The organism is Arthrobacter sp. TE12231, from assembly GCF_054062895.1.
Genome location: NZ_JBSSFS010000001.1, coordinates 3,637,316 through 3,648,769, shown reverse-complemented (window position 1 = coordinate 3,648,769; position 11,454 = coordinate 3,637,316). Strand labels below are relative to the sequence as shown.

The following is an 11,454-nucleotide window of genomic DNA, read 5'->3' as shown; positions in this document are numbered from 1 at the left end:
TGGCCGGGCAATGTCCTGGGGCGTCTGGGGCTACTTCGGTTGGAAGGCCCCGATGGTCAGCAGGTTGATCTCGGTGTTGCTGCAGGCATCAAGCGGCTGCGGGAGGAACAGGGAAGCGGTGTCCTCAGGCGGGTAGACCCGGAATCCTGCCGCGGGCGTCCGGGTGCAGTCCCCGTAGTTGGCGGCTTGGGTATAGCGCAGGGTGGCGACGCCGGCCTGGCCCGGGGCAAGCTGGACATCGGTGACCGGCGTGGAGTCGTCGCGGGTGGCGGCGGCGCCGATCGGCTCGCCGTCGGCCCCTGCCGTGAGGGAGACGCCCGCGTAGCCCTTGAGCAGGCACGGCTCGGTGCCGGAGTTGGTCACGATCAGTTTCATGTAGACGCTGCCCGCCGCGCCGCCGCCGGTAGAGTCGGTGGTGGCCGTCAGGCCCGCGGCCTTGCACAGCGCGGGGCCGGACTGGGCCGCCTGCGATGCCGGGGCGGCAGAGGTGTCCGTTGCGGCGCCGGAGGCTGCGGGCAGGCTGGCCGGGCTGGCCGACGCGGTAGCCGGTGACGTCGCCGACTGGGTCTGCGCCGCGCTGCCCCCGCAGCCGCTGAGCAGGAGGGCCGCGACGGCAGCCGTTGTCACAAGCAGTGCATGATTCATTCGCTGAGACCTCATGGCTCCACCTTTATGCCCGCCGATGCCTTAGTCAACGACGCCACGGCGACGGAGCCCCGATTGATGCCCGGATTGTGATTTCCGGGCATCAACCGAGGTCAACCGCGCTGCGCGTTACTTCTGGGTCACGGAGCTGCTGCCGTTCTTGGTGCGGCTTCGGATGAATGCTGCCCCGCCGAGCACTAGGCCGCCTAGCCCGGCGGCCATGGCGCCCCAGCTCCGGGCCTGCGCGCCGCCGTCGTCCACGGACGCCATCTGGGTTGCTGCCGGGGCGGCCTCAACGCTGGCAGTGTGGGCCGAATGGCCGTCCGCGCCTGCGACGGCGTCGGTGACCGTCACAGACGGTGACGGGGTTTTGAGGGATTCCTCGTCCTGGCCTTCCTGCGGGATCTGCGACCAGTCGGTCTGACCCTGCTCGCAGGTCTGCAGGGTGGGGAAGTAGAGGGTCTTCCCCGGAGTATCGGGCAGCTTCACGGAGAGCACCAGGGTGTCCCGCAGCTCCGGGTCCAGCGGGGACTTGGCCGTGTAGACGATCTGGCTGGTCCGCTTGGTGATGGACGTCCCGTTGTCCAGTTTCTTGGGCGCGGGCAGCTGCTCCGTAACCTTTTGCACCGTCCAGTTCGGGTTCACCGTGGGCTGGGCGTCGTTGAGTTCGGCGGGCAGGGTGATGGTCATTTTGGTGGTCCCGGACGTATCGCAGCCGTGCGGAATCCCGAAGGTCAGCAGGGCGTACGAGTTCGCGGCGGTCTTGTCCGGGGTGGCTTCGACGTGCGCGGACGCGGCCGGAAGCCCGGCGAGCATCAGCGCCGCCGTTCCGCCGGCCACGGCCGTGACGGAGAGGGTGCGGCGGAGGGCAGAGGCGTGCAGTGTGGTTTTCAAGGTAAGGGTGCCTTTCAGGCGGACGCGCTGCGCTCGGGGCAGCGCGAAAGTGGGGGTGGACGCGGCGGCTCCTACCGCTCATGGCTGTGCGGATCAGCCCAGCCCAGGACAGGACGGGGCAGCACAGGCGGCCCAGAACGGGCGGATTCGATCAGCGCAGGGCAGCGCACGGCAGCGCAGGCCGGATCGGAACGGGCCGGTTGAGGGCACAGCAGAGCGGGACAGCTCCGGCCGCGGCCGGAGGGATGTCAGGGAAGTACGACGGCGGCGGGCGGGCCGCGGCGGCTATCGGGACGGAGGTTCCGCCAGGGGAGCGGGGCACAGTCCGCCGGCCAGCCGGCCGGCACCGGTGCGGGGCCGGCGTCGGGCGTCACCGGTGACGGGAGCTGGACTAGCGGCCGGAGCCAGGCGGCGAGGGCCCACAGGGCGTCTTCGCCCTTGGCCAGGAGCAGCGCGCAGGCAAGAGTGGCCAGCGCGTGGCCGCTCAGCATGAACAGGGCCAGCGGGGAGTCCAGCTCATGGGGCTGAAGATGGGTGAGGGTCCCAGCGGGGATGACGGCCAGGCCGTGGTGGGTTGGCTCGCCGGCGGGCGTCCCCGCAACGGATCCGCCGAACGCGGTGAAGGCCTCGTGCAGGACCACCTGCCCGGCGCCCAGGAGGGCGGCCGCGGCCGGGAACCCAAGATGGAGCCGGGTGGCAACCGTGCAGGCCAGTCCGGTCAGGGCCAGGATGGCAACCAGGATGCCGGAACCGGGCAGTTGGCCGCCGGAGACGACGTGGGCACAGGCTGCCAGCGTCACCGCGGTGGTGGCGAAGAGGGCGGCCCGGAGGGAATGGAAAGGAACCCGGGCGTCGTGTAGTCGCACGGAGTCCTCCTGACGGGTCGCTGATCGCGGGTCGCGGTTTCCTACCAGATTCTACCGGCGCGCGGGAGCTGAGGGGCCCGGGCGGCTGGCGCCGGGGAGGTGCGGGAGTGCCCGGGGGAGGGAAGCCGCTGCGGCTAGTCGGTCTCGGGGCCCGAGCAGTAGTGGCAGTCATCGGGGCAGGAGGCGGCGCCGGAAGCCCAGGTGTCCGTCCCGGCTGCGGTGCCGGACAGGGTGGTCGGCTGGCGCACCAGGGGTGCGGAGCGTTCAGTTGTCAGCATGACGGGCTCCTTCGGGGTCTGCCACGGTCAGTTCGAAGCCGTCGGCAACATGGAACAGCTGCCGGCGTCCGCCGTCGGAGAGCACCCACACGACGGCGCCGTCGGCGGTGCGGTTGTCGACGCGTCCGGCGTACTCAATGCGGCCGCCCCGGCGGAGGTGGACGGCGTCGCCGATCTCGACGTCGTCCCAGTGGACGGGGCCGCCGGAGGGCCGGTTCTTCTGCAAAGTCATGAGGATTCCTGAAAGGTCACGGGGAAACGTTGATGTGATCCAGCTAACCGTGGAATGGCTTGTCGGCTCAATGGTCAACTGAATGAGACACCTCCGTCTCGTTGTGCAGGAGTCCAGTGCGGGAGTCCGTTGCGGGGACAGTGCGGGAGTTTGGGCGCCACGCCTTCCGCTCCGCATCGCTGTCATGCGCGCCGGCGCGGGCTGCCGGCCGGTTCAGGCCCGCCACCGCAGCCAGGCGAAGGTGGGCCGCGGCGGCGGTGGAACAGGGTGCGTTGCGCCGGTGGCGATCCCCGCTGCAGCCCGGCGCCGGCGCAGCTCCAGGGCCAGGCTCTCCTCGCCGCGGGCCATCGCCCAGCGGTGATTGGCGGCGAAACCGGGTTTGAGCAGCCAGCTCAGCCGCCGCAGCAGCGGCTTGGCGGCGCTGACCCGCCAGTCGTAGGTGATGACCGTTTCCGGCCCGTCCGGCTCAAAGGTCCAGCGGCCGGTGCCGTTGAGGTCGCCGGCGGCGGTGAGGGCGAAGCCGCGGCTGGTGACCGGCTCCGTGACCGTGAGCGTCCACCGGAGCGTGTAAGGCAGCCAGCCCTTCGTATGGAGGCGCACGGGGCGGGGAACGCCGGGCCCGGGTTCCGGACCGCCGGCCACCGGCTCGACGCTGAGATAGACGGACGGCCACCAGCGGGGCAGGGCGGTGGCGTCGCCGAGGACGGCCGCGACCTCCTCCGGCGTGCCGGCCACCCGCCAGACAGTCCGGAACTCATAGTCTGTGCTGCCCATGGGGGCCTCCCGAAATGTTCGCCAGCCGTAGGCGATGCAGCGGCCGGGGCGGATCGATGCACGTGACCGTACCCAGCAGGGTGCGTCCGGTCAATGGGCCTGGCGGAAGCCCGAGCGTGCGCTCCGGACGGGGCGAAAGGGCACATGCCCCCGGTCCTGAAGGGCGCAGGGCAGGGGCTCGCTAGTGGCGCCGGGTGCTCTGCCTGGCAACGAGTTCCGGCGTGAACACCACCTGGCTGTGGACGTGACCGTTCTCGTCGTCGATTTCGTCGAAAAGGAGCTGGGCGGCACGCTCGCCGATCAGGTGCCGCGGCTGGCTGATGGAGCTGAGCGGAATGCTCGATTGGGAAGCGAAGTCGATGTCGTCGAAGCCCACGATTGCGATGTCCTCGGGCACGCGGAGCCCGTTGGCGGCGAAGGACTGCAGGAGCCCGAGCGCCAGCTGGTCATTGGCGGCAAACACGGCGTCCGGCCGCTTGTCGGGCTGAAGATTTCCGATGAGATCGCCGATCTGGCGCCCGCGCTCAAATTTCAGGTCGGGCGTTTCGAACAATTGCAGCGATACCCCAGCCGCTTCGGCCGCGTCGGCGGCACCGCGGTAGCGGTCCTCGACCTGCTGCAGCGTGAAGGGACCGCCCACGAACGCCGGGCGCACCGAACCGACGCTTAGGAGATGGGTCAGGGCTGTCGCGCCGCCGGCGACGTCGTCCACCGAAACCGAGCAGAACTGATCCGTGCGTGCGAGCCGGTCAACGAGCACCGAGGGGATGCCCCGGGCACGCATGGTTTCGAGCCGCTCCAGAACCTGGCCGAACGGGGTGATCAGGACGCCCTGGACGCGCTGCTGCTCGAACAGGTCCAGATAGGCCAACTCCCGCCCCGTGTCCTCGGCGCTGTTGGCCAGGATCAGGGAGTGCTTGTGGTCTTCGGCGACGTTTTCGGCCCCCAGCGCCACATCGGTGAAGAAGGGGTTCCGGACGTCCAGTACGAGCATGCCGAGGCTCCGGGTGGACCCGGACCGCAGCGACCGGGCCGATTCGTTGCGCACGAATCCCAGCTGGTCGATGGCAGCCAGGACGCGGCTCTTCTTGTCGACCGAGACCTGCTCCGGCCGGTTGAGGACATTTGAAACAGTGCCGACGGAAACCCCCGCAAGCGCGGCGACATCCTTCAGCTTTGCACCCGGGCCGCTTGACACGTAAGAACCTCCTAATCACTGAATCGAATCAATCCACTCCTTCAATGTTACGTCGTTCACATTGGCCGCCCGGATGTTTGCTGGTTGACACGCAGCGGAAACAAGCCCTAACGTGTGAGTAGGTTCACAAATGAATCGATTCATTACAAAGGAGTAACGGACATGGCCGAAGCACAGGACGCCACGGTTCGGAGCACCCGGAGGGCCCAGGCGGCAGATGTTCCGCTTCTGGAACTGCGGGACATCCACAAGTCCTTCGGCGCGGTGCACGCGCTGCGCGGCGCCAGCCTCAGCCTGTACCGGGGTCAGGTCACCGCGCTGGTCGGAGAAAACGGCGCCGGCAAATCCACTCTGGTCAAGACCCTCGCCGGACTGCACCAGCAGGACCGTGGTCAGGTTCTGCTGGATGGCGAGGAGGTCTCGTTCCGCGATCCGCTCCATGCCCGCGAGGCAGGGATCGCCGTCATCTACCAGGAACCGACCATGTTCCCGGATCTTACTGTCGCCGAGAACATCTTCATGGGCCGGCAGCCGCTGCGCTCCCTGCGCAGGATCGACCGGAAGGCGATGCGCCAGCAGGCCCTGGAGCTTTTTGAGCAGCTGGGGGTCAAGATCGATCCCGACCGGGCCGCGCAAGGTCTCTCGATTGCCGACCAGCAGGTGGTCGAAATCGCCAAGGCCATTTCGCTCGACGCGCGCGTCCTGATCATGGACGAACCGACGGCGGCGCTCAGCGGCGTCGAAGTTGACAGGCTCTTCGCCGTCACCCGGACCCTGCAGGCCCAGGGGGCCGCGGTAATGTTCATCTCCCACCGCTTCGAGGAAGTCTTTGCCCTGGCGGACTGGATCACCGTGATGCGCGACGGCGCGCACGTCGCCACCGCCCCGGCCTCCGAACTCACCGTCGACGGCGTGATCCGGCAGATGGTCGGCCGCGACGTCGCGTCCTTGTTCCCCAAGCAGGAAACGACGATCGGGCCCACCGCCCTCGAGGTGAAGGGGCTCAGCCGCAAGGGCGTGTTCTCGGATATATCCTTCACCGTGCGGGCCGGCGAAATCGTCGGCCTCAGCGGCCTTGTGGGCGCCGGGCGTTCCGAGGTGGCGCGGGCCGTCTTCGGCATCGACAAATACGACTCCGGTGAAGTCCTGGTCCGCGACGCGCCGCTCAAATCCTTGTCCCCGCGGGCATCGATGGCCGCCGGGCTCGCGTTCGTGCCGGAGGACCGACGCAAGCAGGGCCTGGTCATGGAGCTGAACGTGAGCCGGAACCTCACCCTGACGCTCCGGCGGAAACTGAGCCGTTTCGGCCTCCTCACCAACCAGGCCGAGGCCCAGGCCACAAAGGAATGGGCCAAGAAGCTGCAGATCAAGGCGGGGTCCCCGATGTCCCCGATCTCGACTCTTTCAGGCGGCAACCAGCAGAAGGTCGTCCTGGGCAAGTGGCTGGCCACCGGCCCGCGAATCCTGATCATCGACGAACCCACCCGCGGAATCGACGTCGGCACCAAGTCCGAGGTGCACCGGCTCATCTCCGAGCTCGCGGGCACGGGCCTGGCCGTCCTCATGATCTCCTCGGAACTGCCCGAGATCCTAGGCATGTCGGACCGCGTACTGGTGATGCACGAGGGACGGATCACCGCCGAACTTAGCCGCAAGGACGCCACGGAGGAATCCGTCATGACGGCGGCCACGGGAGTCGACCCGAAAACCAAGGAGACAACAGCGTGACCACCCTAACCCTGCAACGTCAGCCGTCCACGGCCTGGCTCGGGACGTTGACCCGATCCCGTGAATTCAGCGTGTTCCTCGCGCTGGTCATCCTGATCGCCGTCACAGTAGCGGCCAACCCCCGGTTCTTGAGCGCGCAGAGCATCAAAGACCTGCTGCTGAACTCCTCGATCCTGGTGATCCTCGCCGTCGGCCAGGCGATCGTGATCGTGACGAAGAACGTGGATCTGTCGGTCGGCTCAGTGCTCGGACTGACGGCGTTCGCGACCGGAAAAATCTTCATCGCGCTGCCCGATCTTCCCGTGATCGCCATGCTCGGCATCGGCATCGCCCTCGGCGCCACGCTGGGGGCCATCAACGGGGCACTGATCGCGGTGGCCAAGGTGCCGGCCCTGGTGGTCACCCTGGGAACCTTGTACATCTTCCGCGGCGTTGACTTCGCCTGGGCCCAGGGCCAGCAGATCAGCCCCTCCGACCTGCCGGCAGACTTCCTGGCGCTCGGTGCCGGCACGCTGCTGGGATTCCCCTACCTGGCCCTGATCGCCCTCGCGGTCGTCATGGCTTTCGGCCTCTACCTGAAGAACCTGCGTTCCGGACGCGAGTTCTACGCCATCGGATCGGACGTCCAGGCCGCCCGACTGTACGGAATCCGGGTCGGGCGGAAGGTCTTCTCCGCTTTCGCAATCTCCGGCGCCCTCGCCGGACTCGGCGGGGTCATCTATGCAGCCAAGTACGGCAACCTCGACGCGACGGCGGGCCAGGGCCTTGAACTGAACGTCGTGGCCGCGGCCGTGGTTGGCGGGGTGGCCATTGCCGGCGGTGTCGGCACGGTCTACGGGGCAGCCCTCGGCGCCGTGCTCCTGACCACCATCACCTCTGCCCTTCCGGTCCTGGGCGTCTCGCCGTTCTGGCAGCGGGCCATGATCGGCGTCCTGATCCTGGCCTCGATTGTCCTGGACCGATACCTTGCCCTGCGCACCGAGCGCCGTCTGAGAGGACACGATTCACATGCTGGTTGATACAGCACCGCCGGCAGCAGAAACCCGCCGCGCCCCCCGCTTCGGCTTCCTGCGCAGCTGGGACACCGCCATCATTCTGGCCCTCGTGGCCAGCATCATCGTCGCCTCCCTGACCGTGAGCGGTTTCGCAACCTCCCGCAACGTCGGGTTCCTCCTCATCGACGTGATCCCGGTCCTGCTCCTGGCGCTGCCGATGACGCTGATCATTATCACCGGCGAGATCGACCTGTCCGTCGCCAGCATCGCAGGCTTCGTCAGCTGCGTATTCGGAGCGCTCTGGAACGCCGGGATGCCGATGGAAACGATCGTCCCCTTGTGCCTTGTCCTCGGCGCCGTGTCCGGGGCGCTCAACGGTTTCCTGGTCTCCGTCGTCGGCCTGCCGTCCCTGGCCGTGACCATCGGTACCCTGGCGTTGTACCGCGGGCTTGCCTTCGTTGTCCTGGGGGATCAGGCGGTCACCAGCTTCCCGCGGGCCATCACCACGGGCCTGCAGGCAAAGATCGGCACCACGGGCATCCCCGTCTGGATTCTGCCGGTCATCCTCCTGGTCATCATCTTCGGTGTCGCCCTGCACTTCACCGGCTTCGGCCGCTCCCTGTTCGCCATCGGCTACAGCGTGGACGCCGCCCGTTTCTCGGGAATCGGCGTCGCGCGGACAAAGTTCTGGCTCTTCGTCATCTCGGGCACCGTCGCGGCACTGGTCGGCGTGTGGTGGACCCTGCGATACGGAAGCGCACGCGGTGATAACGCCACGGGCCTGGAACTGTCGGTCATCGCGGCAGTACTGCTCGGCGGCGTGTCCATCTTTGGCGGCAAGGGCACCCTTCCGGGCGTCATCGCCGGCGTCGGGCTTCTGGCCATCCTGCGCAACGCTCTCCAGCTGGCGAGCGTCCCCGAGGACACGCTGTCCATGCTCACCGGCGGCCTCCTGATCCTGGCCGTCGTCGCCCCTAACGCCATCGCCTGGGTCCGTTCTCTCTCCCACAAAGCTTCAACGACCTGACCACCGTTCACACCACAGCAACAACGACGTTCAGTTGAAAGGCACCACTATGAAATTCATGTCCACGACCGGATCCCGTCGCCTCGCGCCGGCCTATATCGCCGTCGCCACGGGACTTGCGCTGGCGCTTAGCGCCTGCGGTGGAACCACCAACACCTCCAGCACCGCCGGCGGCGGGGCCGCATCTTCCAGCGCCGCAGCGGATCCGAATGCGCCGATCAAGGAAGGCCTAAAGGTGGCCTTCCTGCCCAAGCAGCTGAACAACTCCTACTTCACGGTCACAGACCGCGGCGGCAAGGCCGCGGTGGACGAGTACAAGGGCGTCTTCTCCGAGGTGGGCCCCTCAGAGGCCAGCGCCTCCAGCCAGGTGAGCTACATCAACACGCTCACGCAGCAGGGCTCCAACGTCATCGCAACCTCGGCCAACGATCCCAAGGCCATCTGTTCGGCACTGGACGAGGCCCGCAGCGCCGGCGCGAAGGTGGTCACCTTTGACTCGGACACCGACCCCTCCTGCCGCGACCTCTACATCAACCAGGCCACCGCTGAAGGCATCGCGTCCACCCAGATCAAGCTCATCTCCGACGCCATCGGTCCCGACGGCGGGGACATCGCCATTCTGTCCGCCACGGCCAACGCCACGAACCAGAACGCGTGGATCGAGCTGATGAAGAAGGAACTCGAGAAGCCCGAGTACGCCAAGCTCAAGCTCGTCGCCACCGCGTACGGCGATGACAACGCCCAGAAGTCCCAGCAGGAAGTCCAGGCGCTCCTGCAGGCCCACCCGACGCTCAAGGGCATCATCTCGCCCACGACTGTCGGCATTGCCGCAGCCGCCCAGTACCTCTCCGGGTCCGAGTACAAGGGCAAAGTCCAGCTGACGGGCCTCGGCTTCCCGAGCCAGCTCAAGGAGTACCTGAAGAACGGCACCATGAAGTCGTTCGCCCTGTGGGATGTCGAAAAGCTCGGCTACCTCGCCGCCTACGCCGGCGCGGCCCTCGCCTCCGGCCAGATCACCGGCGCCGAAGGCCAGACGTTCAAGGCCGGCACCCTGGGTGAGTTCAAGGTCGGCCCCAACTCCACCGTGCTGCTCGGCGAACCCACGGTCTTCACCGCCGCGAACGTGGACCAGTACAACTTCTAGGCACCCCGCTCCGGCGCTGATGTCATGATCAGCGCCGGAGTTTCTTCACTCAGCACGCACAATGCTATTGTCTAAATGAATCGATTCAATCAACTCAATGATCAAGAGTCGAGATCAGGAGAATTCCTCATGAGGGTGTGCTTCCGCTCCTCGGTCAAACCCAGCCAGGTTCCCGAATACCGGCGCCGTCACGCCGCCGTCTGGCCGGAGATGCTCCGGGAACTCAAGGCAGCGGGCTGGAACAATTACTCGCTGTTCCTCGCCGACGACGGGCTGCTGGTGGGGTATGTGGAGTGCGACGACTTCGACGCAGTGCGCGCCCGCATGGCCCTCACCGAGGTGAACGCACGCTGGCAGGCCGAGATGGCAACCCTTTTCGAAGACGAAGCACAGGCGCCGGACCAGGGCTTCCTCCAGCTCACCGAAATTTTCAATCTTGAGGACCAGTTGTCCGCGGCCAACGCCGCTGAGGACAACCCCCAACCGCAGAAGGAACAATCATGAACACCATAGAAACGGCCCTGGGTCGCCTCGGGGAACTCGCCATCGAGGTCCCGTCCTGGGCCTACGGCAACTCCGGCACCCGCTTCAAGGTGTTCGGCACCCCCGGCACCCCGCGCACCGTCCACGAGAAGCTGGCCGACGCCGCGAAGGTCCACGAACTCACCGGCCTGGCACCCACGGTCGCGCTGCACATCCCCTGGGACAAGGTAGATGACTATGCGGCCCTGAAGGAGTATGCCGCGGACCTGGGCGTGGGCCTGGGCACGGTGAACTCCAACACCTTCCAGGACGATGAGTACAAGTTCGGGTCCCTGACATCTTCCAACCCGGCGGTCCGCCGCCGCGCCGTCGACCACCACCTTGAGTGCCTGGAGATCATGCACGCCACGGGTTCGCGGGATTTGAAGATCTGGCTCGCGGACGGCACCAACTACCCGGGCCAGGATGACATGCGCGGCCGGCAGGACCGCCTGGCCGAATCCCTGCAGGAAATCTACGCCGGCCTGGGCGAGGAGCAGCGCCTGGTGCTGGAGTACAAGTTCTTCGAGCCGGCCTTTTACCACACCGACGTCCCGGACTGGGGCACCTCCTACGCCCAGACCCTGGCCCTGGGCGAGAAGGCCTTCGTCTGCCTCGACACCGGCCACCACGCTCCCGGCACCAACATCGAATTCATCGTCATGCAGCTGCTGCGCCTGGGCAAGCTCGGCTCCTTCGACTTCAACTCCCGCTTCTACGCGGACGATGACCTGATCGTCGGCGCGGCCGATCCCTTCCAGCTGTTCCGCATCATGCATGAGGTCATCCGCGGCGGCGGCTTCGGTAAGGACTCGGGCGTGGCCCTGATGCTGGACCAGTGCCACAACCTGGAAGAAAAGATCCCGGGCCAGATCCGCTCCGTGCTCAACGTCCAGGAAATGACGGCCCGCGCCCTGCTGATCGATACCGATGCCCTGGCCGAGGCGCAGCGCAGCGGCGACGTCCTGGCCGCCAACGGCATCTTCAACGATGCCTTCTACACCGATGTCCGTCCTGCGCTGGCGCAGTGGCGTGAGTCCCGCGGCCTGCCCGCGGACCCGATGGCCGCTTTCAAGGCCAGCGGCTACCAGAAGAAAATCAACGAGGACCGCGTCGGCGGCCAGCAAGCCGGATGGGGAGCGTAAGCAGGC

General features: G+C 67.2%; 13 protein-coding genes. 6 read left to right on the top strand and 7 right to left on the bottom strand.

The annotated features are described in order from the left end of the window. Positions 1-30: 30 nt before the first annotated feature. From ACVWYS_RS16310 to ACVWYS_RS16280, 7 genes are all read right to left on the bottom strand, one after another. Positions 31-660 carry a DUF4232 domain-containing protein gene (locus ACVWYS_RS16310; RefSeq protein WP_202615846.1) on the bottom strand — a complete coding sequence of 210 codons (630 nt, stop codon included), beginning with the start codon at positions 658-660 and terminating at the stop codon, positions 31-33. Between the two features lie 114 nt (positions 661-774). Further along, positions 775-1,527 carry a YcnI family copper-binding membrane protein gene (locus ACVWYS_RS16305; protein ID WP_456509084.1) on the bottom strand — a complete coding sequence of 251 codons (753 nt, stop codon included), beginning with the start codon at positions 1,525-1,527 and terminating at the stop codon, positions 775-777. A gap of 260 nt (positions 1,528-1,787) precedes the next feature. Next, positions 1,788-2,405, bottom strand: coding sequence for a hypothetical protein (locus ACVWYS_RS16300; RefSeq protein WP_344362876.1), 618 nt, complete (start codon positions 2,403-2,405; stop codon positions 1,788-1,790). A 134-nt stretch (positions 2,406-2,539) separates the two neighbouring features. Further along, positions 2,540-2,683, bottom strand: a complete 144-nt coding sequence (locus tag ACVWYS_RS16295) for a hypothetical protein (protein ID WP_344362878.1) — start codon at positions 2,681-2,683, stop codon at positions 2,540-2,542. Next, complete coding sequence (locus tag ACVWYS_RS16290) at positions 2,670-2,915, bottom strand: hypothetical protein (protein WP_456507559.1); 246 nt, start codon at positions 2,913-2,915, stop codon at positions 2,670-2,672. The genes ACVWYS_RS16295 and ACVWYS_RS16290 overlap by 14 nt, the downstream gene beginning before the upstream one ends. A 213-nt stretch (positions 2,916-3,128) precedes the next feature. Further along, the gene (locus ACVWYS_RS16285; RefSeq protein ID WP_456507558.1) at positions 3,129-3,689 is read right to left on the bottom strand and encodes an SRPBCC family protein; all 561 of its coding nucleotides are present in this window, start codon (positions 3,687-3,689) and stop codon (positions 3,129-3,131) included. A 181-nt stretch (positions 3,690-3,870) separates the two neighbouring features. Further along, on the bottom strand, positions 3,871-4,887 hold the full coding sequence (locus ACVWYS_RS16280) for a LacI family DNA-binding transcriptional regulator (protein WP_456507557.1): 1,017 nt from the start codon (positions 4,885-4,887) through the stop codon (positions 3,871-3,873). A 162-nt stretch (positions 4,888-5,049) separates the two neighbouring features. Between ACVWYS_RS16280 and ACVWYS_RS16275 the strand changes: the two genes are divergently transcribed. The 6 genes from ACVWYS_RS16275 to rhaI all read left to right on the top strand — a co-directional run bounded on the left by ACVWYS_RS16275 (position 5,050) and on the right by rhaI (position 11,448). Then, positions 5,050-6,615, top strand: coding sequence for a sugar ABC transporter ATP-binding protein (locus ACVWYS_RS16275; RefSeq protein ID WP_456510074.1), 1,566 nt, complete (start codon positions 5,050-5,052; stop codon positions 6,613-6,615). Then, a complete protein-coding gene (locus ACVWYS_RS16270) occupies positions 6,612-7,634 on the top strand; it encodes an ABC transporter permease (RefSeq protein ID WP_456510073.1) in 1,023 nt (340 codons plus the stop codon). Before ACVWYS_RS16275 ends, ACVWYS_RS16270 begins: the two co-directional genes overlap by 4 nt. Then, positions 7,624-8,637: an ABC transporter permease gene (locus ACVWYS_RS16265; protein ID WP_344362908.1), complete on the top strand. Its 1,014-nt coding sequence runs from the start codon at positions 7,624-7,626 to the stop codon at positions 8,635-8,637. Before ACVWYS_RS16270 ends, ACVWYS_RS16265 begins: the two co-directional genes overlap by 11 nt. Positions 8,638-8,695: 58 nt before the next feature. Continuing rightward, positions 8,696-9,781, top strand: a complete 1,086-nt coding sequence (rhaS, locus tag ACVWYS_RS16260; protein WP_425547128.1) for a rhamnose ABC transporter substrate-binding protein — start codon at positions 8,696-8,698, stop codon at positions 9,779-9,781. A gap of 129 nt (positions 9,782-9,910) precedes the next feature. After that, positions 9,911-10,285 (top strand): L-rhamnose mutarotase, encoded by a 375-nt coding sequence (locus tag ACVWYS_RS16255; RefSeq protein ID WP_456507553.1) that lies wholly within the window; start codon positions 9,911-9,913, stop codon positions 10,283-10,285. After that, positions 10,282-11,448: an L-rhamnose isomerase gene (gene rhaI, locus ACVWYS_RS16250; protein WP_456510072.1), complete on the top strand. Its 1,167-nt coding sequence runs from the start codon at positions 10,282-10,284 to the stop codon at positions 11,446-11,448. The genes ACVWYS_RS16255 and rhaI overlap by 4 nt, the downstream gene beginning before the upstream one ends. Positions 11,449-11,454 lie beyond the last annotated feature (6 nt).